Origin of the sequence: Marinomonas sp., from assembly GCF_039940335.1 — a bacterium.
Lineage (GTDB): Bacteria > Pseudomonadota > Gammaproteobacteria > Pseudomonadales > Marinomonadaceae > Marinomonas.
The window spans coordinates 67106-89253 of sequence record NZ_JBDVGW010000005.1; the positions used below are offsets into that span (position 1 = coordinate 67106).

The 22148-nt window shown below is 45.5% G+C and carries 19 protein-coding genes; 12 read left to right on the forward strand and 7 right to left on the reverse strand.

The genetic code is table 11. The features are described from left to right. Positions 1 to 90 precede the first annotated feature (90 nt). The 3 genes from ABJF92_RS02330 to ABJF92_RS02340 all read left to right on the forward strand — a co-directional run bounded on the left by ABJF92_RS02330 (position 91) and on the right by ABJF92_RS02340 (position 5343). Positions 91 to 1206 carry an efflux RND transporter periplasmic adaptor subunit gene (locus ABJF92_RS02330; protein WP_446814239.1) on the forward strand — a complete coding sequence of 372 codons (1116 nt, stop codon included), beginning with the start codon at positions 91 to 93 and terminating at the stop codon, positions 1204 to 1206. Continuing rightward, the gene (locus tag ABJF92_RS02335) at positions 1206 to 4280 is read left to right on the forward strand and encodes an efflux RND transporter permease subunit (protein WP_446814240.1); all 3075 of its coding nucleotides are present in this window, start codon (positions 1206 to 1208) and stop codon (positions 4278 to 4280) included. The genes ABJF92_RS02330 and ABJF92_RS02335 overlap by 1 nt, the downstream gene beginning before the upstream one ends. Before the next feature lie 82 nt (positions 4281 to 4362). Beyond that, the gene (locus ABJF92_RS02340; RefSeq protein ID WP_446814241.1) at positions 4363 to 5343 is read left to right on the forward strand and encodes a LysR family transcriptional regulator; all 981 of its coding nucleotides are present in this window, start codon (positions 4363 to 4365) and stop codon (positions 5341 to 5343) included. 30 nt (positions 5344 to 5373) lie between these two features. Here the strand turns inward: ABJF92_RS02340 and ABJF92_RS02345 are convergent, their stop codons facing one another. Continuing rightward, a complete protein-coding gene (locus tag ABJF92_RS02345) occupies positions 5374 to 5595 on the reverse strand; it encodes a DUF1653 domain-containing protein (protein WP_446814242.1) in 222 nt (73 codons plus the stop codon). Between the two features lie 159 nt (positions 5596 to 5754). Between ABJF92_RS02345 and ABJF92_RS02350 the strand changes: the two genes are divergently transcribed. Genes ABJF92_RS02350 through astB form a run of 4 tightly spaced genes read left to right on the forward strand, consistent with a single transcriptional unit; the run spans position 5755 to position 10781 of the window. Further along, complete coding sequence (locus tag ABJF92_RS02350) at positions 5755 to 6786, forward strand: arginine N-succinyltransferase (protein ID WP_446814243.1); 1032 nt, start codon at positions 5755 to 5757, stop codon at positions 6784 to 6786. A 55-nt stretch (positions 6787 to 6841) separates the two neighbouring features. Further along, a complete protein-coding gene (astA, locus tag ABJF92_RS02355) occupies positions 6842 to 7876 on the forward strand; it encodes an arginine N-succinyltransferase (RefSeq protein ID WP_446814244.1) in 1035 nt (344 codons plus the stop codon). 25 nt (positions 7877 to 7901) lie between these two features. Further along, positions 7902 to 9374 carry a succinylglutamate-semialdehyde dehydrogenase gene (gene astD, locus ABJF92_RS02360; protein WP_446814245.1) on the forward strand — a complete coding sequence of 491 codons (1473 nt, stop codon included), beginning with the start codon at positions 7902 to 7904 and terminating at the stop codon, positions 9372 to 9374. Between the two features lie 57 nt (positions 9375 to 9431). Further along, entirely contained in the window at positions 9432 to 10781 is a 1350-nt protein-coding gene (gene astB / locus ABJF92_RS02365) for an N-succinylarginine dihydrolase (RefSeq protein ID WP_446814246.1), read from the forward strand. 61 nt (positions 10782 to 10842) lie between these two features. Here the strand turns inward: astB and ABJF92_RS02370 are convergent, their stop codons facing one another. The 6 genes from ABJF92_RS02370 to cbiB form a co-directional block, all read right to left on the reverse strand. Continuing rightward, complete coding sequence (locus ABJF92_RS02370) at positions 10843 to 11175, reverse strand: DUF1904 family protein (protein ID WP_446814247.1); 333 nt, start codon at positions 11173 to 11175, stop codon at positions 10843 to 10845. A gap of 77 nt (positions 11176 to 11252) precedes the next feature. Further along, positions 11253 to 11663 carry a DUF2914 domain-containing protein gene (locus ABJF92_RS02375; RefSeq protein WP_446814248.1) on the reverse strand — a complete coding sequence of 137 codons (411 nt, stop codon included), beginning with the start codon at positions 11661 to 11663 and terminating at the stop codon, positions 11253 to 11255. 198 nt (positions 11664 to 11861) lie between these two features. Continuing rightward, complete coding sequence (gene gpt, locus ABJF92_RS02380) at positions 11862 to 12356, reverse strand: xanthine phosphoribosyltransferase (protein WP_446814249.1); 495 nt, start codon at positions 12354 to 12356, stop codon at positions 11862 to 11864. 44 nt (positions 12357 to 12400) lie between these two features. Next, positions 12401 to 12913, reverse strand: coding sequence for a bifunctional adenosylcobinamide kinase/adenosylcobinamide-phosphate guanylyltransferase (gene cobU, locus ABJF92_RS02385; protein WP_446814250.1), 513 nt, complete (start codon positions 12911 to 12913; stop codon positions 12401 to 12403). Continuing rightward, positions 12910 to 13968: an aminotransferase class I/II-fold pyridoxal phosphate-dependent enzyme gene (locus tag ABJF92_RS02390; RefSeq protein ID WP_446814251.1), complete on the reverse strand. Its 1059-nt coding sequence runs from the start codon at positions 13966 to 13968 to the stop codon at positions 12910 to 12912. Before ABJF92_RS02390 ends, cobU begins: the two co-directional genes overlap by 4 nt. Beyond that, on the reverse strand, positions 13953 to 14921 hold the full coding sequence (gene cbiB, locus ABJF92_RS02395; RefSeq protein ID WP_446814252.1) for an adenosylcobinamide-phosphate synthase CbiB: 969 nt from the start codon (positions 14919 to 14921) through the stop codon (positions 13953 to 13955). Before cbiB ends, ABJF92_RS02390 begins: the two co-directional genes overlap by 16 nt. Positions 14922 to 15007: 86 nt before the next feature. Here cbiB and ABJF92_RS02400 point away from each other — a divergent pair, with 86 nt between their 5' ends. From ABJF92_RS02400 to phnC, 5 genes are all read left to right on the forward strand, one after another. Beyond that, positions 15008 to 16492: a cobyric acid synthase gene (locus ABJF92_RS02400; RefSeq protein ID WP_446814253.1), complete on the forward strand. Its 1485-nt coding sequence runs from the start codon at positions 15008 to 15010 to the stop codon at positions 16490 to 16492. 209 nt (positions 16493 to 16701) lie between these two features. After that, a complete protein-coding gene (locus tag ABJF92_RS02405) occupies positions 16702 to 18591 on the forward strand; it encodes an ATP-binding protein (protein WP_446814254.1) in 1890 nt (629 codons plus the stop codon). 15 nt (positions 18592 to 18606) lie between these two features. Next, a complete protein-coding gene (locus ABJF92_RS02410; RefSeq protein ID WP_446814255.1) occupies positions 18607 to 19974 on the forward strand; it encodes a sigma-54-dependent transcriptional regulator in 1368 nt (455 codons plus the stop codon). A gap of 212 nt (positions 19975 to 20186) precedes the next feature. Continuing rightward, positions 20187 to 21227, forward strand: coding sequence for a phosphate/phosphite/phosphonate ABC transporter substrate-binding protein (gene phnD, locus ABJF92_RS02415; protein WP_446814256.1), 1041 nt, complete (start codon positions 20187 to 20189; stop codon positions 21225 to 21227). Positions 21228 to 21329: 102 nt separating this feature from the next. Then, a complete protein-coding gene (gene phnC, locus ABJF92_RS02420; RefSeq protein ID WP_446814257.1) occupies positions 21330 to 22103 on the forward strand; it encodes a phosphonate ABC transporter ATP-binding protein in 774 nt (257 codons plus the stop codon). The last annotated feature ends 45 nt before the right edge of the window (positions 22104 to 22148 follow it).

Here is a 22148-nt window from a genome sequence, read left to right on the forward strand (position 1 = left end):
ATCAGTCATATATGTATTAAAATTTATATCTTGCTCTAAGAGATATAAAATAACGGAATTGTCATTTTTATATCTAATATGGAGTCATCAATGAATCGCCTTTCAGGTAAAACACGCCTATTCGGTGCTATGTTGCTCACCACGGTTGCCTTAACAGGTTGCTCTGGAGAAGAGGATGCCCAAGCCCAAACCACAGAAGAAATTGTCCGCCCTGTCAAACTACTGACCATCGAAGCGACAAATGCCGTAAATATTCGTCGCTTTCCTGCCGAATTACAGGCCAGCGAAGAAGTTGATTTGGCGTTTCGTGTAGGCGGTCAGATTATCAAATTAGATGCGACCTCGGGTCAACGAGTGAAAAAAGGCCAGTTACTGGCAACCCTAGACCCAACCGACTACCAACTCCAAGTTGAGCTAGCAGAAGCAAACCAACAACTGGCTCAAGCCCAATTTGAGCGCATTCAAACCATGCTTAAGCAGAACGCGGCCACGCGCTCCCAATTTGATAGCGCAAAAGCAAACCTAGATCAATCCAACAATGCGCTACAAACGGCTCGCAACCAGCTTAAATACACTAAGGTTTATGCGCCTTTTAGTGGTGTTATTGCCTCTGTCGATACCGAGAATTTTCAATATGTCAGTGCAACTCAGAAGCTAATGCACATTCAAGACATTGATAATCTTGAGGTGAGTTTTCAAATTCCTGAAAACCTAGTGGCCAGTATTCGCTCAACTGAGTCAGGTTATACCCCACAGGTCATTATTGATGTTGCACCAGATGACACTCTTTATGGGAAATATAAGGAACATAAAACAACACCAGATGTGAGCACGAAAGCGTACGATGTCACTCTTAGTTTGTTGCGTACAGACCAAAGCCAACACACCTTACTACCCGGCATGACCGCCAACGTAGACATTGATCTTGAGCAGCTACTAGGCAGCGTCAAACACTTCACTGTCCCTGTTGAAGCGGTATTACGTCAAGAAAACACCACCACTGGCGAAGCTGAGAGCGCGATTTGGGTGTATAACAACGCCACTCAAAAAGTCGAAGCACGAGCGGTGAAGCTTGGCGCCTTACAAGGCAATTCCATTGAGATTGTGGAAGGGCTCAAAGTAGGTGATCAAGTAGTGACTGCTGGGGTCCATACCCTGACAGCAAACATGATGGTGCGTCCATGGACACGTGAGAGAGGTCTATAATGGATATCGCTTCCTATTTTATTGAACGCAAAGTTACCAGTTGGATGCTTACTCTGATCTTATTGATCGGGGGAGCCATTGCCTTCACCAATTTGGGCCAACTGGAAGACCCTGAGTTCACCATTAAAGACTCATTGATCATTACGACTTATCCGGGAGCCTCTCCGGAGCAAGTGGAAGAAGAAGTGACCTACCCGATTGAGCAGGAGTTACAAAACCTTCCTTATGTGGATAAGATAACTTCCACATCGAGAGCAGGTTACTCTCAAGTTCAACTCACCATAAAAGACAGCTACCGCGCCGCTGAACTTAAGCAAATCTGGGATGAAGTACGCAAAAAAATCCGTGATATCGAAGGTAGCTTTCCTAGTGGCGTGAGCTCACCGCTGGTATTAGACGATTTCGGTGATGTATACGGCGTCATGCTTGCGATACACGGCGAAGGTTACCCTTATAAAGATTTGGAAAACTATGTTGATTACATTAAGCGTGAGCTAGTGTTGGTCGATGGTATTGCCAAAGTGACGGTAGCGGGTGAACAAAGTGAGCAAGTTACTATTGAGATTTCTCGCTCAAAATTGGCAAACATGGGCATCGCTCCAAGCCAATTACAATCTTTGCTAGCCAATCAAAACAGTGTGTCCAACGCGGGTAGCGTGAAAGTCGGCAGCGAATACATTCGCATCAGCCCAACAGGAGAGTTCAAAGATATTTCCGAGCTGGAAAACCTGATTGTTGGAACACCAATTGATGGCAACCTCATTCGTTTAAGCGATGTGGCCACCGTGAAGCGCGAATACACAGACCCACAAAGCCATTTAGTCAACTTTAATGGCGCTAAATCGCTATTACTTGGTGTGTCTTTCTCCTCAGGTGTGAACGTGGTGAAGATCGGCGCGGATTTGGAAAAACGTATTGAAGAGCTGAAGTACCAACAACCTGTTGGCATGGAAATGGACGCTATTTATTTCCAATCCAAAGAAGTTGATCGCTCTGTATCTAACTTCCTGCTAAACCTAGCCGAAGCCGTGGGTATCGTAATTCTAGTGCTATTGGTCTTTATGGGCATTCGCTCTGGTATCTTGATTGGTTTGATCTTGCTACTGACCATATTGGGTACTTTCATTGTGATGGACTACTTTAAGATCAACTTGCAACGCATCTCTCTTGGAGGGCTCATCATTGCCCTGGGGATGTTGGTCGATAACGCCATCGTAGTGACCGAAGGCATACTCATTGGCTTACAGCGTGGTATGACCAAACTGCAGGCTGCAAGCTCGGTAGTTAAACAGACCAAGTGGCCATTGCTAGGGGCGACCATCATCGCGGTAACCGCTTTCGCTCCAATTGGCTTGTCTCCTGACGCCGTGGGTGAATTTGTTGGCTCGCTGTTTTACGTGTTGTTAATTTCTCTACTATTGAGCTGGATTACGGCCATTACCCTAACGCCTTTCTTCTGTGATTTATTCTTCAAAGAAAGCATCGCTCAAGGTACAAACGATGAAAATGTAGACCCATACAAAGGCTTCTTATTTACGGGCTACAAGTGGCTTTTAGATAAAGCGCTACGTTTTCGTTGGCTAACCGTGGTTCTACTGCTGGGCAGTTTGTTCACCGCGGGTTGGGCGTTCCAATTTGTTAAGCAAGCCTTTTTCCCACCTTCCACTACGCCTATGTTCTACATGGACGTGCAGATGCCAGAAGGCACGCACATTGAAGACACTTATGCCAAAGTTGAAAAGATCGAGTCTGAACTACTGGGTGATGAGCGTATCGAATACGTGACGTCAACCACAGGCCAAGGTGCCCTGCGTTTCATGCTGACCTATAACGCCGAGCAAACAAACTCTAGTTATGCTCAGTTCATCATTCGTACCACGTCGAAAGAAGTGATACCTGAACTGCTCACTGAGCTCTATAAAAAGATGAAAGAAGGTTATCCTGAGCTGGAAGTAAAACTGGAAAGGTTGCAGCTTGGGCCAGCAGGTGGCGCTAAGATTGAAGCTCGCATTAGTGGGCCTGATCCTAAGCTTCTGCGTCAATACAGTGCCCAGATCCAGGATATTTACCGTGCCGATGGCGGACTGGAGAACATCAAAGACGACTGGCGTCAGCCGGTTAAAGTGTTACGCCCTATATTTAATGATGCTCAAGCTCGTCGTTTAGGCATTAGCAAAACCGATCTAGACAATGTCTTACTAACGAATTTCACAGGCTCGCAGATTGGCTTGTACCGTGAAGGCACAGACCTATTACCGATCGTACAAACCGTGCCAGCCCATGAAAGAGTATCGATTGACCAGATACGTGATCTGCAGATTTATAGTCCTTCTTCTGGTTCCTATGTCACCCTGTCGGCACTCGTTTCTGGCTTTGAAACCCGTTGGGAAAACCCGATCATTGAACGTCGTGATCGCAAACGCACCATCACAGTGATGGCCGATCCTAATATTCTTGACGATGAAACCGCTATGGCCGTGTTTAGCCGTGTGCGTGCTCCGATTGAGGCTATCGAACTGCCAGCAGGCTACAACTTAGAATGGGGTGGAGAGTACGAAAGCAGCACAGATGCTCAAGCGAACATTTTTAAAGCCCTACCAATGGGTTACCTATTTATGTTCATCATTACCATCTTGTTGTTTAACTCTATCCGAGTGCCATTAACCATTTGGTTCTGCGTACCCTTAGCATTGGTTGGGGTATCCTCTGGCTTACTTATCATGAACTCAGCATTTGGCTTTATGGCGTTGCTAGGCTTCTTAAGTCTGTCGGGCATGATAGTGAAAAATGGCATAGTGCTGGCGGATCAGATTAATTTCGAGCGCGACCAAGGCACCGAGATTTATCAGGCCATTTTTACTTCAGCAGTCAGTCGTGTACGCCCTGTGTGTATGGCGGCGGTAACCACTATCTTAGGCATGGTGCCATTACTCTACGATGCTTTCTTTGAAGGCATGGCAGTGGTGATTTCCTTTGGCCTTGGGTTTGCAACCATTTTGACGCTAATTGCCGTACCTGTGTTCTACGCTATGTTATTCCGCGTGAAATACAGAAAACATGCTGAATTCAAATAACCAAAAAAATCAACTAACTGCACAAGGTTAGCCTGTTATAAGGAAGGTCTATAGGGCCTTCCTTTTATGTTGTGAGGGAAGGATGAATCTTAACGAGATACTAAAACTGGACATTAAGTTATTGGTGGCTTTCATTACCATTTTGGAAGAAGGCAGTGTGTCTCGTGCCGCTGAACGATTGGGGGTTACGCAACCCGCTTTAAGCAAAAGCTTGCAGCGCTTGCGAGAAATATTCAAAGATTCACTCTTCACTCGACAGGCTTATGGCTTAAGCCCAACCGCACGGGCCATTGAACTGAGTGACATGATAAAGCCGATACTCAATTCCCTATCGGATCTTATGCACCCTTCTGCCCTCAATTTAGAAACTCTAAATAGAAAGTTTCGAATTAAAGTCAACGAAGGGGATTTAGAAAGCTTTATCGAGCCTCTGTTAGCCGAGTTACAATATAAGGCACCAGGTATTCGACTGTCTTTAAGCAGCAACGATGAGCTAAATTTTGATGATTTACTGTCTGCACAAACGGACATGAGTATCATGCACGCCAGCGAAACCCCAGGTAACATTCGCTCTAAATTGATTGGTTATATGGGATCTTGCGTCATTTTAAGTGAGACAAACCCATTGTTTCATAAAGAAGATGTTAGTTTTGAAGATTTATTGACTCACCGAAGTGTCACCCATCATTTACCATTGAACTGTATCAACAGCTTGTCCATAACAGCTAACAAGTTAAAAAACCAAGGTTATTGCATTGAACCTACCTTAGAAACGGACAGTTTAATGGTGGCTATGCAAGCGGTGAAACGAGGAATGTCTTTTTTTGCTCCCCGTTCCATAGGAGAGTTATTCTTAAATGTGATCAGCACCAAACCGAATTTTTACCCTGTTAAGCTCATTCCGATGCCAAAAGAAATTGTTGAACTCGATGAACACAACGGTAATCGTCCGCTGCAAATATGCTGGCATGAACGCTCAAACAATGATCTTGCTCACCGCTGGTTACGTGAGCGAATCATTTATTTCATGCGTGAGTCACCCTGGATGCAAGTACCAGAATAACGCCCGACTCACAGAAAGCTTAAGGTGAACTTAAGCTTTCTCTTTTTCTTCTCTTACCCAATCAAAACGCGGAATACTCTCACCGTTAATCTCAACACTTTCACGGAACATTGACATAGGTCTTGCCCACCAGCCAAATTCCCCGTACAAAGCCTGATAAATCACTAAACTTTCTTCTGTTTCGCTGTGTTTTACGACACGCTCAACCCAGTACTCTGCCCCTTTATAGTGGCGGTAGACCCCTAATTTCATTTCTCTCTCCTGCCGTTTTTATAAAAAACCGACCATTTTCACCTTAAAAGCTAAAATAATGTCGCAATTTAGTAATTCACACCCTTACTAGTCGCTTCACTCTTCAGCCATAATAGACCTATTCCAAATAGCGTCACCGTATTTTTCATAGGGCCGTTTATGTATCTAGTTAGACCTGTTGATTTTGCCGATCTGCCCGCTTTAGAGAGACTTGCTCAGCAAGCAGGTATTGGCTTTACCAATTTTCCAGCCAATCGAGAACGCCTTAACGATAAAATTGCGTCTTCACGTCGCTCTTTTCAAACTGACGTCGTCTTGCCAGGCAACGAATCCTACTTGTTTGTGCTAGAGGATACTAGTAGCAATGAAATAGTCGGAACCTGTGGTATGGAAGCCATGGTAGGAACCGATACGCCCTTTTACAGCTACCGTATTGATGAAGTCGTTCACGCATCGCCACAGTTGCAAATCCATAACCGTATTTCTGCGCTGTTTCTGTGTCATGACTACAGTGGCACCAGCCGCCTAATGGCACTTGTGGTGGATAAAGCTCATCAGAACCATGAAGCTATGTCTTTACTTTCAAAGGCCCGCCTATTATTTATGGCTCGCTACCCGGAACGCTTTACTAAGCGCTGTTTCGTCGAGATTCGAGGCGAAAGCGACAAGCATGGTTATTCGCCATTTTGGGAAGCGTTAGGCAAACATTTTTTCACTATGGATTTTCAAAAAGCGGACTATTTATCAGGCATCAGCAATAAACATTTCATCGCTGACCTGATGCCAAGATACCCTATTTATGTACCGACCCTTCCTGCTGAAGCCCAAGAGGTTATCGGTGTCGTCCACGAGGAATCAGGACAAGGCACCGACATTTTATTAGAAGAAGGTTTTGAATTCCGTGGCTATGTAGACATTTTTGATGCTGGTCCGACAATCGAGTCCCGCACTGAGAACTTACGCACGGTTAGTCAGCAAAAAGCGGGCAAAGCCTTACTTCAGCCTTCTGGCACAACGGCCAGCAAAAACAACAATGCAAAAATGCACTTAATCGCTACCGGCCATTTAGAGAATTTTCGCGTTACTGCCGCCTTAGCAGAACCTCAGGCAGCAGGACTTTCGATTAATCAGGCGACCCAAGAAGGTTTAAATATTTCCTCTGGGAGCCAAATTCAGTGGGCTATTCTTTAATGGCTAATAACACACAACCCTTTATTTACTCATCCATCCTGTGGAGGTTTTTCTTATGATGGTAATTCGCCCCATCCAGCAAAGCGATCTCGATTCCCTGTATCGCTTAGCCGAAAAAACAGGCATTGGCTTTACTTCACTAGTAGCCGACACAGACATACTACAAGCTAAAATTGACGCAGCGATTCGCTCTTTCGCGAAAGAGAATGTCAGCAAACCTGCTAACGAAGACTATTTAATGGTACTCGAAGACACAGAGACCGGTGATATCGTCGGTACCACAGGATTACTTGCTGCGGTTGGCTTAGATGAGCCTTTCTACAGCTATCATTTAGGCACCATTACTCATGCATCCCGTGAGTTGGGTGTGCACAACATTATGCCGACTCTCATATTGAATAATGACTTCACTGGGGTCAGTGAGATTTGTACGCTTTTCTTAGAAGAAGGCTACCGTCATTCTAAAAATGGCCAGCTGCTCTCGAAATCTCGCTTTATGTTTATGGCGCAATACCCTGAACGCTTTACCGATAAAATCTTCGCCGAAATGCGTGGTGTTTGTGACGAAAATGGCGTCTCTCCACTTTGGGAAAGTCTTGGTCGACATTTTTTCTCCATCGACTTTGACCGTGCCGACGAACTAACCTCCCTAGGTAGCAAGCAATTCATTGCCGAACTGATGCCAAGTAACCCAGTGTACGTTAACTTGTTATCAGCAGAGGCTAAAGCCGTCTTAGGACAGGTTCACAAAAATACTGTTCCTGCTCGCAGACTGCTAGAACAAGAAGGTTTCCGCTACGAAAACTATGTGGATATTTTTGATGGTGGTCCAACCCTTGAAGCGCGCGTACAAGATATTCGCGCGGTACGAGAAAGCCGTTTATACCTCGCCAACATTGGCCAACCGAAGAGCACTGACCAAGGCAACTATTACATTGTTGCTAACACCAAGGTCAAAGATTTTCGTTGCATTTTAATCCAGCGACCAACGGCTCCAAACAGTGCCATTGTGCTCAGCCAAGATGAAGCCGATACCCTGTGCATCGTCAATAAAGACCCTGTACGTATCGTTGAGCTTTCTCCCAATTAATCACCCAATCAAGCAAGGTAACACGATGAAACAAGCAAATTTTATAAATGGTCAGTGGTTGATTGGTGAAGGTCAGCTGTCAAAATCTATCGACCCGAGCGATGCTAGCTTAGTTTGGCAAGCCAAAAGTGCCTCTGTCACTCAGGTCGACTTGGCCATTGACGCGGCCCGCCAAGCTTTTCCTACTTGGGCAAACTTAGCTCTCGAAGAACGCTTAACCATTATCGACGCCTTCGGTGAGCTACTAAAAGAAAACAGCGAAAATATCGCGCACATTATTAGCCGTGAGACGGGTAAACCTATTTGGGAAACTCGCACGGAAGCCGCTGCTATGGTGGGAAAAATCGCGATATCTAAACAGGCTTACCATGAGCGCACAGGCGAAAAGAGTACCGCTATGCCCGGCGCTACGGCCCGTTTACGTCACCGTCCTCACGGTGTCGTAGCTGTATTTGGCCCTTACAACTTCCCGGGGCACTTGCCAAACGGACACATAGTGCCCGCCTTAATCGCGGGAAATACCGTGGTCTTCAAACCCAGTGAGCAAGCGCCAGCGACGTCCGATCTTATTATTCAATTATGGCAACAAGCCGGTCTACCGGATGGGGTATTAAACTTAATCCAAGGGGAAAAAGAAACCGGCATCGCCTTAGCAAACCATGCGGGCATTGATGGACTTTTCTTCACGGGTAGCCCCCTAGTTGGTCACATTTTGCACCAAAGTTTTGCAGGCCATCCTGGCAAGATTCTGGCGTTGGAAATGGGCGGCAATAACCCTTTACTGGTCTCTGATAAAATTGCTGATACCCGTGCCGCCGTGCATGAAATTATTCAGTCGGCCTTTATTTCAGCGGGACAGCGCTGTACTTGTGCCCGTCGCTTGTTGATTCCTGCAGGGGAATTTGGCGATAAACTGCTAGCGGATCTTGTTAGCGCCACCAAAGCCTTAAAAATTGGCCGTTTTGACGCTGAAGACGCTCCTTTCATGGGACCTGTCGTGTCTGCCGCAGCAGCAGACGGCCTGATAGAAGCGTATCAACATCTTGTCTCGCTTGGTGCAGAGCCTGTGTTGGCAATGCAACGCGGCGAGGCGAACACTGGCTTTGTAACACCCGCCATTGTGGATGCCACCAAGATGCTTGATCAGCTTCCAGACCAAGAATACTTTGGCCCAATATTAACCGTTATTCGCTATAGCGACATGTCCCAAGCCATGACCATCGCTAACAATACCAAGTTTGGTTTATCGGCAGGTATTTTGTCGGACGAAATCAGCGAATATGAGTGGTTCTTACAGCACAGCCGTGCAGGCATCATTAACTGGAACCGTCAGACAACAGGCGCATCCAGTGCCGCACCATTTGGTGGTACAGGAGCAAGTGGCAATCATAGAGCAAGTGCTTACTACGCGGCTGACTACTGTGCTTACCCAGTTGCCAGTATTGAAGCTGACAGTTTAAGTATGCCAGAGAAGCTACTGCCTGGGCTAAGTTTATAACCTAGTACCGCGCTTAACGGTATCGCCGCCCCAGATTAGACGAGTTTAGAGGTATTTATGAAAACCATGGCAGAAGCCAATTTTGACGGCTTAGTGGGTCCTACTCACAACTACAGTGGCCTTTCCTACGGAAATGTGGCCTCACTTAACAATTCTGCGCGAGCATCCAACCCTAAAGCCGCGGCTAAGCAGGGTTTGGTGAAAATGAAAGCGCTGGCTGATATGGGGTTTGTTCAAGGTGTTCTAGCACCCCATGAACGCCCTCATATACCGTCTTTACGACGTTTAGGCTTTACCGGTAGCGATGAGAGTATTCTTGCTAAAGCCGCTCAGCAAGCGCCTAAGATTCTCGCTGCTGTGTCTTCTGCTTCGTGTATGTGGACAGCCAATGCAGCGACAGTCTCCCCCAGTGCTGACACTCAAGATGGCCGGGTCCATTTCACCCCAGCCAACTTGGTGAATAAGTTCCATCGTTCGATTGAGCATGAAACCACTGGCGCTATTTTGCGTGCGACATTTAGAGACAGCGACTACTTTGCTCATCATTCTGCCCTACCGGGCGTCGAGCATTTTGGTGACGAAGGTGCCGCCAACCATACCCGTTTCTGTGACGGCTATGGCCAAGCAGGCATTGAGTTCTTTGTTTATGGAATGGAAGCTTTTAACACCCAAGCACCAAGACCGCAGAAGTTCCCCGCACGACACACACTAGAAGCCTCTCAAGCGGTGGCTCGAAGCCATGGTCTTAATGAAAGCCAAGTTGTCTACGCACAACAGAACCCAGATGTCATCGATGCCGGTGTGTTCCATAACGATGTCATCGCGGTCGGTAATGGCAATGCGCATTTCTACCATCAAGAAGCTTTTCTTGATACGGCAAAAATGAAGCAGGACTTATTAGCGGCTTGGGGAGATCGTCAAAACGAATTCCACCTTATTGAAGTACCTAGCCAAGCGGTTTCGGTGGATGACTGCATCCGCTCATACTTGTTTAATAGCCAGCTTTTAAGCCGTGGCGACAACGACATGGTGTTGATCGTACCGGGAGAATGTGAAAACAACCCTCGCGTCTGGGCTTACTTGAACGAACTCGTTGCTAGCCGAGCACCGATTAATGAAGTCAAAGTATTCGACTTAAAGCAGAGCATGAGCAATGGCGGCGGCCCTGCGTGCCTACGTTTACGTGTCGCTCTTAGTCCAGAAGAGCAAGCAGCGGTTAACCCCGCAACGCTGATGAATGATCGCCTGTTTGAGCGCCTCAATACTTGGGTGGACAAGCATTACCGTGACGAATTATACGAAGCGGATTTAGCTGACCCTAAACTGCTCATAGAAAGCCGTGAAGCGCTGGATGAGCTAACTCAGATCATGAATTTGGGCAGCGTTTACGAGTTCCAGAAGGTCTAAAAAAAGCCCCAGCACGACATTAAGTCATGCTGGGGCTTTTTTATTCAAGGCGTATTTCTAGTTAGAAATGCTCACCATTTTCATAATAGTCCTGCCCCTTAATATCTCGAAACACCACCGTAATATCTTTGCCGACCTCTGTTAATGGGCGCACCAAGTCTTCTATCACTTGTACCACTTTCAGTTTTATTTCTGGCCCACGATCAAACCATAGCATTTCAAAGAATGGATACGCTGGGGAAGCACCACCCACCACCAAATAAGTGCTGGCTTGGTACTCTAAGGTAAAATGCGAGTTAGGGGTATCAGTGATGACGGCTAAGCGCTCGATGAGTAAATCCCCTACCGACTCTAGATCTTCAAGTGGTAATCCACGAACACGTAAATGCGGCATATTAATCCTTAAACAACAAAAGGCATAAATAAAAAAAGGGACTAAGTCCCTTTCTATTCTTGTAACATTAAAATGGCTTAATAGTCATCTACATAATCAAAAGAGTGGGTTTCAATGACCTGACCATCACGGATAATGTCGACGCTCCAAGTGCCATCAAAGCCTGGCATGAGTCGCTTACTAGACCATACACGCCAGCGGTCGCCACCAATCTCGAAGCCAACATCCGCTTGATCTATACCGTCCAGTTTCCAGCGATGGGTCACCAAACTGCCTGACATACCGCGCAGATCTGTAAAGAAGTACACGCGCTGTATTTCGCCGTATTCTACTTTGATCATGTTACCAATATCGTCAATTGGTTCACGGTCTATGACATCACTCGAAAACACAGCACGAGCGACATTGGTGTCTTCTGCCCATGCCTGAGTCATTGCCGACAAGGATAAAGCACACACCACAACAAACTGAACAAGTACTCTCCACATAATCAAATCCTAATACGATTCTCAGTGTTCAAAATCTAACAACTTATTCCCAACTTTCTCCAGCATAGTGTTTTTTGCTAGAAAAAATAGTCTTATTAACAATAAAAAACGATCTTTATTGTACATTAGATGAGCGAAATTAATTGTTAAAACTTAGCAAGAAACACTTAAGTTACGTATTCAATTCGATGATAGCAATTATTTTCCTTGGCGGTCCGCCAGAGGCGTCGAGAAGGTATACTCCATATCCCAAGGGAAGCGAATCCAAGTATCTTGGCTCACTTCCGTGACAAAAGTATCCACTAATGGTTTACCGGCAGGTTTTGCGTAGATAGTTGCGAAATGCGCTTTAGGGAGCATTTCTCGTACTTTGGCTGCGGTACGACCTGTGTCGACCAGATCGTCGATCAGAATGAAGCCTTCACCGTCACCCTCCACCCCTTTCAGTACGTTCAGCTCTCCTTGCTTCATGGCCGCGCCACCTTCTTCTGCGCTGTAACTCACCACACAGATAGTGTCGATCAGGCGGATGTCCATTTCACGACACAAAATGGCTGCTGGCACCAAACCACCACGAGTAATGGCAATAATGCCTTTCCAAGGACCCTGCTCCAATAAACGCCACGATAAAGCACGAGCATTGCGGTGTAACTCTTCCCAAGATACTGGAAAATCCTTCGAATACGGGGTCATGTAAAGCTCCTAAGCTTAGTTTTAATAAAGGTATTATCGGAATACTAAAATTTTAGCGGCATTGGTAGGCCCGCTGCAACTAAAGTTACCCGTTCGGTCAATTTTGCCAGTTGTTGGTTCAATAGTCCCGCTTCATCCGCAAAACGACGAGCCATGGCATTCATGGGTATGATGCCCAAGCCCACTTCACTGGACACCAAGACTAATTCCCCTTGAAAATTTGCCACGGCTTCTAGCAAAGCGGCTTTTTCAGCGGCAAAACGAACCTCATCTTCAAGACAGATCAGGTTGGTCAGCCAAAGTGTTAAACACTCCACCAAAACACTCTGTTTACCAGTGCTTAATGCGTTTAGACGTGTTGCCACAGCAATCGGCTCTTCAATGAGTTGCCAATGACTAGGTCGACGCTCTTGGTGGATGCGCACTCTTGCTGCCATTTCGTCATCCCAAACTTGGCTAGTAGCTATATAGCAAACCTCTTGTTCATTGCCTGCAACTAATTGCTCTGCATAGGCACTTTTACCACTGCGCACACCACCTAATACTAGATATCTCATGCTAAATCTCGACCTCCGGCGCCTTTTAATAAACCAATTAACGCCTTATCCAAAGGACGTATTTCATTCATGGCGGGCAACGCCACACGAATCCAGCCGTCCCCTAAGCGCACATGAACACCTACCTGATGCAGCCATTCAAACACCTGTTGAGCATATTCATGGCTTTCCAATTGCCAAGTGGCGAACAAAGGTGTCAGGGCATACTCTTGGCTATCAAAAATAGTATTGAATTTAGGGATTAGGGTTTCAGCAAAAGTACGCTGACGCTGCTGTAAAGATTGCAAAGCTCTTTGTTGCCACTCCTGATCTGCCAACGCTTTTCCAACGATATGTAAGCTAGGCGTTGCTACCGGCCAAGGGCCTAACAAGTTACGTAAAATAGCTTGCCAAGCTTGTGCGCAAAAAACAAAGCCCACTCTTGCCCCTGCAAGACCAAAGAATTTGCCGACAGAACGTAGGATAAACAGAGATTTATCTTCCTCATCAAGAGTGGATAAAAAGCTTAACTCTGGCTGAGCATCCACAAAGGCTTCGTCTATCACTAAATACCCGGATTGAGCTTGGGCTTTAGCGTGCACGGCTTGCAGGCCTGCTCTATCGTAACTTCGTCCTGTGGGATTATTGGGGTTAATCACCACCACAACATTCCAAGCTTGCGATAGCAAATCGTCTAGATTGTCGTAGAAACACACTTCATAGCCCCACTTTTGCCAAGCAAAAGCATGCTCTTGATAACCAACTTTCGGCACCATCACAATTTGATTTTCTGTTACCTCGGCCGTTTTTAACAACAAGGGCAACGCTTCGATGATTTGCTGCGAGCCACTGCCAATGGCCATGGGCTTAACACCAAAGTAATCATTGGCTTGAGTCATTAACAGGCTTTGATCTGGCAGTTCCATCCACAAATCGGAGTCTATTTTAGGAATAGGCCACGGCTCACGGTTACAGGCGGAAGAAAGGTCCAGCCAGCTTTGTGCAGCGTCATCGACTTGTTGTTGCCAAGCAACAAGATCTCCGCCATGTCTTGGGGGGGTTAAAGTAAGAGACATATAACCAGCCCCCATAGATACACGGATTTATCCACCAGCGAAATGGCCTCTAATAAATGTTTGGGTTGCGGTTTTACCCCTTCCCCTAAAATTGGACGCGACTCAGCTTTACCAAAATAAATGGCATCGCCACCTAGTTCAATTCCCAGCGCACCCGCACCCGCAGCCATCACAGGGCCTGCATTTGGGCTTTTCCAGCGAGCCGAAGGGCGACGAGCACTGGCCAAGGCAATACGCCAATGACCACACGCCCCGTAGCTATAAACCACCAAGCGAGCAGGCAAGTAATTCAACACGTCATCAAAACGCGCGGCAAACCAGCCAAAGTACAAGAATTTTTCATTTTTATAGCCCCACATGGCATCCAGTGTATTAGCCAAGCGATACAGTAGAACCCCAGGAGCGCCTAAAATTAAGAACCAGAAAATGGGCGCAAAAATAGCGTCACTGCCATTCTCTAACACTGACTCAATACCAGCCTTGGCGATCTCGTCGGGGCTTAGGCTTTGAGTATCTCGACTGACAATTCGAGATACAGCCAAGCGCGCCTCGTCTAAATCGGAACGTCCTAGTGGCAGGGCATTGAGCGGCTTAGCAATGGCTAATCCATGCTCGCGCAGGCTTTGCCAGCCAATCGCAAAATACAACACTAATACGCTCAGCACATTCTCCAACCAGGTTGGCAAAGCCATGCACAAATATGCCAGCAACCAGACAGGTGGCACCACAGCAAGACCCCAAGCTAAGACGCCTGCCCAGCGTTGACGGGCAGAATTTTCCATCAAAGGTAACTGACAATATTGACGGCACAAATCCACCCAGCGCCCAAAAAAGATCAGTGGGTGCCATGACTTTGGCTCGCCAAAAAGGCGATCGATCAGCAACGCCAAGATGAGAATCCAACCCGTAGAAGAAATAAAGCCCGTAAGAGCGTCAAAAATAGAGGAGATCATGTTTATAAGTCGTTTTTTCACTTAACAAGCTAATAAGGTAGGGTAGAATTCTAACACCTTATTGATTTAAAACGTGATGATACTGAATGCCAGCTTTTAGTTTAATGGTCCAAGGGACCACTTCCGATGCCGGAAAGAGCACACTGGTGACGGCTTTATGTCGCCTGTTGGTTCGACGTGGCATAGCCGTTGCCCCTTTCAAACCACAAAACATGGCTCTTAACAGTGCCGTCACGCCCGAAGGAGACGAGATAGGCCGTGCCCAAGCGGTGCAAGCTTACGCAGCAGGCTTAGCCCCCCATGTGGATATGAACCCTATCCTGTTGAAGCCCAATACAGATACGGGCGCTCAGGTGATAGTTCACGGTCAAGCGGTAGGCAACATGAATGCTGTGGGCTATCACCAATATAAAAGCATCGCCAAACAAGCGGCGCTGACCTCCTACGAACGTTTGGCGGATCAATACCAAGCTGTCCTCATCGAAGGTGCTGGCAGCCCTGCAGAAATTAATTTACGCGCTCGAGACATCGCCAATATGGGCTTTGCCGAAGCGATTGATTGCCCAGTTATTATCATTGCAGATATCGACAAAGGGGGCGTATTTGCGCATCTAGTGGGAACACTGGATTTACTCAGTGCTAGTGAGCAACAAAGAGTCATCGGCTTTGTCATCAACCGTTTTCGTGGTGATATTCGTTTATTGCAATCGGGTCTGGATTGGCTGGAAGAACGCACCGCAAAGCCTGTTCTAGGTGTGCTGCCATTTTTACCCGGCTTTCATCTAGAATCAGAAGATGCCGTTGCCCACAGCCCAACAAAAGATGATCAGCAAGCCTTACTGCAAGTGGTCATTCCGATATTACCCCGCACCAGTAACCACACAGATTGGGATGCCTTACGCCTACATCCGAACGTACAAGTGACCTTAGTAGGTGCCAATCAAGTCATTCCCCCTGCGGATTTCGTCATCTTGCCCGGTAGCAAAAGCGTGCAAACTGATCTTGCTTTTTTACGTCAAGCGGGCTGGAGTGAATACCTTGCCAAGCACCTTAGATATGGCGGCAAGGTCATGGGTATTTGTGGTGGTTTTCAAATGCTGGGGGAAAAACTTTCAGACCCGTTAGGTCTTGAAAATAAAGAACTTAATTCGCAAGCTGAGGGATTTGGCTATATCCCCATGAGCACTGTGCTTGAAGCACAAAAGCAACTCAAACAGTGTGGTGGAACACTTAATATCCAAGATCAACAAGCAAAATTAAGCGGTTACGAAATCCATTGTGGAGTGGCGCACTTTCACCAAGACATACAGGCCTTCGCTGAGCTCGACAACGGCAACCATGATGGTTACGTGTCCCCAGATGGGCAAATCATCGGCACTTACCTCCATGGTATATTTGATCACCCAGAAGCGCTGCAGGCTCTATTAGAATGGGCCGGTGCGGAGCAAATAAGCCCCTTTGATTACCAGGGTTTTCGTGACCAAGAAATTGATCGCCTTGCCGACAGTGCAGAAGAGCACATGAATATCGATCAGCTCATTAAGCAATGCCAAGCCTTTGCTAAAGCCTAACCATCACCCTTTCTTTAAGTACTGCACACCAAAGTAATTATTACCTTTGGTGTGCACCCCTCTTACCTTTCTGTAGATCAGCTGTTATAACAGAGTAATGGGACATTTTTGTCCATGATCTGGCTTTATACTGAGGAAAATCAAGGCCTAAAGTTGGCATTAATTTTTCATTAGCCCATAAACAATAATAACAATCAGGCAAAACTCATATGAAGGCCTTCATTCCTTTATGGATCAAACAAATTGGCATTGGTGGGCGGTTATTCCTCGCTTTTGTGCTGATATCCTCAATCACCTTGCTGGCCAGTGTGCTCGTTACCCACACTTATTTAGACCTAAGTAATCGACTTACGTCCCTCAAACAACAAGATATTCCTGGCCTAGACGCGGCCGCACGCCTTAATGACAAAAGCCGCTTAATTGTAGCGACCGCCCCTTTGCTGGTAACAGCAGAAGCTAATGCTATCCGTAAAAATGCCATGCAAGAATTGCAAATTGCGATCCTAGAAATGGACACACTAATGCGTAATTTACCCGACTATAATCGCTATTTTGTTGAGTTAATTACCCAAATTCATAATAGCCTTACTCTGTTGAATCGCAGTGTTGAGCAAGGTGAACAGGTACGAGCACAGATTTATCAGCAAAGTTTACATATCTACCCATCTTTTGAAATATTAATCACCGAGATCATGTCTCTTACAAATGCTAAGCAGTTGTCACCTATTACTGAACGTTTGTATTACCTCTCTGGATTAATTGAAAAAGTCAGTAATGACAACTCCTTTAATGAGCTTGATTACACATTCTTACGGTTAGAAAAGTTAGGGAATGAAATCCGACAAGCCTTACAAGAACCAACAACTATTCCTCTCTCATTAGAGACAAAAATCAATCAATTTGTCGCTCTTGGTTCACGCCAAAGTGCGCTATTTAAATTAAAAAATGAAGAGCTGGAACTGCGTTACCAGCAAAGCTATTTTCTCAGCAATAGCCAAAATCATATTCAGCAATTAGCTGCACAAGTTAACCAATACACCAATCAAACTAATGCTAGTATCCGTGGCTCCCTTGATAGCGCTCTGCAATTAATGAATATCAGTGTGCGGAATGTGTTGCTACTTTCCTTAATAAGTTTAACTGCCGCTTGTGCTATTTCATGGTTTTACGTTCGAAAAAATGTCCTACAACGCATCTTGGCTCTACAGAAAAATATGCGGGCAATTGCCAGTTCGCAATTGGAAACAGAGGTGCAAATTATTGGTAGAGATGAAATATCGTCAATGGCCAGAGACTTAAAGTTCTTCCAAGATACCGCTATTAAAGTCGAGCGAACTAACCAACAATTGGCGGCAGAGGTTGAAGAGCGCATTGCGGCAGAAAAACAGTTAAAGACGACTCAATCAGAACTGGTACAGGCGGGTAAGCTCGCCGCTTTAGGGCAGTTAAGTGTGGGGATTACCCATGAAATTAATCAACCCCTTACTGCTATATCAAGTCATATCCATACCGCTAAACGCTATTTAGAAAAGCATCAATTCGATAAAGTGACAGCGAGCCTGGATAAGATCAGCCACCTACTCAGTAAAACCGCTGGGATCACTCGTCATCTAAAAGCCTTTGCTCGTGAAGCCGGAACAGAATGCTATGCCGTTGATTTAAACAAGGTAATCCAAGAAGCGGTCGAATTAATGCGCGCCCCAATCCATGAGCATAACTGCGAACTAAAGTATCAACAGCACAATGATCTATGGGTGCTTGCTGAGCCGATACGATTAGAGCAGGTGTTGGTCAATTTACTCAGTAACGCAGTTGATTCACTTACAGACAGCGCGAGTAAAACAATAACGATTACAGCAGAAGTTCTGGAGACTGAAGTGCTCATCCATGTCATAGACACAGGTTGTGGCATCCAACAACAACATTTGAACGATATTTTCGACCCCTTCTACACCCAAAAAGAAGTGGGTGAAGGCTTAGGTTTAGGCCTATCCATTAGCTACAACATCATCCAAGATTTTGGTGGCCGCATCTTAGTGACCTCTACAGAGGGTGAAGGTAGTTGTTTTTCCCTAGAGTTAAAAAAATACAATAATTAAAAACTTGAGGTTTATATGCTAAGTGACATCTGCATCATGATAGTTGATGACGAACAATCCATTCTTGAGGCATTAACAGAAATGTTAGAACTTGAAGGTTTCCATGTTGAAGTTTTCAAGCAACCTGACAGAGCGTTGCAATCACTAAGAAAAAATAGCCCTGTGGTTGTACTAAGCGACGTTAAAATGCCCAAAATGGGCGGTTTAAGTCTATTAGCTCAAATACACTCTTTCGATAAAGATATCCCTGTCATTCTGATGAGTGGTCATGGTGATATTCCAATGGCGATTGAGGCCATGAGAGAAGGCGCTTATGACTTCTTGGAAAAACCTTTGATACCAGATGTGCTAATCCAACAGTTACATAGAGCCATCGAAAAACGTCAGTTGATCTTAGAAAACCGCAAACTTCGCCAGGGAATACAGCCGCATCAAGGTATAGAAAGCACAATCATTGGCGACTCAAGCGCTATCCAAGCCATTCGCCAACAAATACTTTCTTTAGCTCAAGCGAATGTAGATACCATTATTTATGGTGATACTGGCTGTGGTAAAGACGTGGTAGCAAGAGCTTTACACGAATACAGTGAAAGAAAAGAACAGCGTTTTATTGCCATTAACTGTGGCGGAATGAGTGAAAGCCTCATCGAAAGCGAGTTATTCGGTCATGAAGCAGGCTCTTTTACAGGCGCAAGCAAACGCCATATAGGTAAAATTGAAGCGGCTAATGGCGGAACCTTATTTCTTGATGAAATAGAAACCATGCCTATTGCAGTACAAATAAAACTATTACGAGTGCTACAAGAACGAACCATTGAGCGTGTTGGCAGCACAAAAACTATTCCTCTAACCTTAACTGTTATTGCAGCTAGCAAAGAAAATCTCGCACAGCTGGGAGATGCAGGGCTCTTTAGAAAAGACCTATTTTACCGTTTAAATGTCGCCAGTCTGACGATTCCGCCCTTAAAAGATCGTCCTGAAGACGTATTACCATTATTCCATTTTTACGTTGCTCAAGGGGCAAAGCGTTATCAGAGACCTTTACCTGATACCAATGCTATGACCCTCAATAGACTTTTACAACATGATTGGCCTGGAAACGTTCGAGAGCTCAAAAATGCCGCCGATCGTTTCGTGCTAGGTATTAGTGAAGCTTCTATCGACTCGATCAAAGCACAAGATGACCGTGTTGGTTGCTATGAGGAACGCATGGAGCAGTTTGAAAAGCAATTACTTATTGATGGCTTGAGGGCTACCCAAGGCCAGCTTAATGATGCAGCAGAGCTACTGAATTTATCCAGAAAAACCCTCTATCGAAAAATGAGAAAGCACCACCTAGATAAACATAATTTTAAACTCTCCGACGACTCAGGACAACTTTGACCCATTTGCCAACACTATGAAGACAAAGGTGACCCAAAGAAAGTGTTAGTTAATGCAATATAAACATAAGACACTGATAAATATAAGTTTTATATTTCTGGCATTCGCTTTGCTCTAGCGTATTACCCCACAATAGTTGGGTAAACGCATCTCCGTCTACGGAACCTCCCGACCGGTGATAAAAATAAAAAAAATGTGTTGAGGAAATAATAATGTCTAAAAAAATACTAACAGGACTATTAGTTTCAGGATCTTTGTTACTTACCAGCTCCATGACTATGGCGGCAGATTGTGACCATCGCGGCGTACTCGATGAAAAGTTCTGTGATGAAAACATGGACCTAGTTGCTGACACACCGAAAGACCCAAGCCAATGGCGTGATCCAAGTACCCTTGTGTTTACCTATACGCCTGTAGAAGACCCTGCGGTCTATAAAGATGCCTTCCATGAATTCCAAGAATACTTAACTGAAAAAACTGGCAAGAAGGTCATCTACTATACTGTCCACTCTAACGCAGCGGAAGTTGAGGCTATCCGATCTGGACGCTTACATATTGCTGGCTTTTCAACAGGACCTACTGGTTACGCTGTAAATCTAGGAGGCTATGTTCCTATCGCCGTAAAAGGTACAGCAGAAGCTTTCCAAGGCTATAACCTAATCATAGTAACCAAGCCTGACAGTGGCATTAAAACGGTTGATGACCTAAAAGGCAAAGTGGTTGCTCATACCTCAGCTTCTTCTAATTCTGGTAACCTTGCACCTCGTGCTTTATTCCCAAATCTAGGTATCACGCCAGATAAAGACTACCAAGTTAAATACTCAGGTAAGCATGATCAATCTATCATGGGCGTATTATCTGGAGATTACGATGCCGCCCCAGTCGCATCCGACGTATTTAAACGTATGGTTGATGCAGGGCGTATTAAAGCGGAAGACTTCCGTATTATTTACACTAGCCCTCGTTTTCCTACCTCGGCATTCGGCTACGCTCATGACCTAAACCCTGAACTCGTTGAAAAAATTAAAGAGGCTTTCTTTACTTTCCGTTTTTCTAAAGACATGCAAAACACCTTCGGTGGCGCAGACCGCTTCTTCCCTATCACTTACAAAGAAGACTGGGCTGTTATTCGTGATATCGCACACGCAACAGGTACAGCGTACACCAAAACTGGTTTGCAAAAACTCGCGGAGAAAGAAGCAGAAAAAGCCGCTAAAAAACGAGCAGCAGAACTGGCTAAACAAAACGGTTAGCCACCTCCAGTAATCCTATTTAACTTTTTTTGATCTTAATTATAAGGCTATGTGATTGTGAAAATCACATTCCATAGCCTTGCTCGTCTTTAGGAATTTATTATGCAAACAACTGCTCCCAACTCCCTGCTCTCCATTCGCGGTTTACACAAGGAATACGTTGCTGGTAACGCTATTTTAAAAGGGATTGATATCGATATAGCGGAACAAGGCATTATCGCTATTATCGGCCCTTCCGGTACGGGTAAGAGTACCTTGTTACGCTGTATTAACCGTCTAATTGACCCAACCCAGGGACAGATTTTATTAGAGCAAGAAGATTTGTCTCAAGCCAGTGGCAAGCAGCTGCGAACATTACGCCGTAAAATAGGCATGGTATTCCAAGAATACAATCTAGTTGAGCGCTTAACGGTCATAGAAAATGTTTTAACGGGTCGATTGGGTTATATGTCCGCGTGGGATGCTTGGCGTCGCAAGTTTTCACAAGAAGACATTAATACCGCCTTTCAACTATTAGAAGCCGTTGGTCTTGCAGAACATGCTAAGAAACGTGCTGACAGTTTATCTGGTGGACAGAGACAACGTGTAGGTATTGCTCGAGCCGTCATGCAAAACCCTAGACTACTGCTCGCTGACGAACCGACTTCGTCATTGGACCCAAAAACAGCGGTTGAAATCATGGAGCTTTTAGAACGCTTCGCTGAAGAGAAAAACATGCCCGCTCTTGTCAATATTCATGATGTGAATCTAGCTCGTCGTTATGCAAAGCGCATGATAGGTATGAGCAATGGTGTTGTTATTTATGACGGTGCCCCTGAAGGCATTACGGATGACCATCTGAAACAAATTTACGGAGGTGAATCATGGCTCGTTTAACAACCGAGAAGCATTATGAGGATCCATTCAAACCCAGTTGGTTAG

Coding starts and splice junctions, on each gene's coding strand:
- ABJF92_RS02330 (WP_446814239.1), top strand. CDS start 91: ATGAATCGCCTTTCAGGTAAAACACGCCTATTCGGTGCTATGTTGCTC.
- ABJF92_RS02335 (WP_446814240.1), top strand. CDS start 1,206: ATGGATATCGCTTCCTATTTTATTGAACGCAAAGTTACCAGTTGGATG.
- ABJF92_RS02340 (WP_446814241.1), top strand. CDS start 4,363: ATGAATCTTAACGAGATACTAAAACTGGACATTAAGTTATTGGTGGCT.
- ABJF92_RS02345 (WP_446814242.1), bottom strand. CDS start 5,595: ATGAAATTAGGGGTCTACCGCCACTATAAAGGGGCAGAGTACTGGGTT.
- ABJF92_RS02350 (WP_446814243.1), top strand. CDS start 5,755: ATGTATCTAGTTAGACCTGTTGATTTTGCCGATCTGCCCGCTTTAGAG.
- astA (WP_446814244.1), top strand. CDS start 6,842: ATGATGGTAATTCGCCCCATCCAGCAAAGCGATCTCGATTCCCTGTAT.
- astD (WP_446814245.1), top strand. CDS start 7,902: ATGAAACAAGCAAATTTTATAAATGGTCAGTGGTTGATTGGTGAAGGT.
- astB (WP_446814246.1), top strand. CDS start 9,432: ATGAAAACCATGGCAGAAGCCAATTTTGACGGCTTAGTGGGTCCTACT.
- ABJF92_RS02370 (WP_446814247.1), bottom strand. CDS start 11,175: ATGCCGCATTTACGTGTTCGTGGATTACCACTTGAAGATCTAGAGTCG.
- ABJF92_RS02375 (WP_446814248.1), bottom strand. CDS start 11,663: ATGTGGAGAGTACTTGTTCAGTTTGTTGTGGTGTGTGCTTTATCCTTG.
- gpt (WP_446814249.1), bottom strand. CDS start 12,356: ATGACCCCGTATTCGAAGGATTTTCCAGTATCTTGGGAAGAGTTACAC.
- cobU (WP_446814250.1), bottom strand. CDS start 12,913: ATGAGATATCTAGTATTAGGTGGTGTGCGCAGTGGTAAAAGTGCCTAT.
- ABJF92_RS02390 (WP_446814251.1), bottom strand. CDS start 13,968: ATGTCTCTTACTTTAACCCCCCCAAGACATGGCGGAGATCTTGTTGCT.
- cbiB (WP_446814252.1), bottom strand. CDS start 14,921: ATGATCTCCTCTATTTTTGACGCTCTTACGGGCTTTATTTCTTCTACG.
- ABJF92_RS02400 (WP_446814253.1), top strand. CDS start 15,008: ATGCCAGCTTTTAGTTTAATGGTCCAAGGGACCACTTCCGATGCCGGA.
- ABJF92_RS02405 (WP_446814254.1), top strand. CDS start 16,702: ATGAAGGCCTTCATTCCTTTATGGATCAAACAAATTGGCATTGGTGGG.
- ABJF92_RS02410 (WP_446814255.1), top strand. CDS start 18,607: ATGCTAAGTGACATCTGCATCATGATAGTTGATGACGAACAATCCATT.
- phnD (WP_446814256.1), top strand. CDS start 20,187: ATGTCTAAAAAAATACTAACAGGACTATTAGTTTCAGGATCTTTGTTA.
- phnC (WP_446814257.1), top strand. CDS start 21,330: ATGCAAACAACTGCTCCCAACTCCCTGCTCTCCATTCGCGGTTTACAC.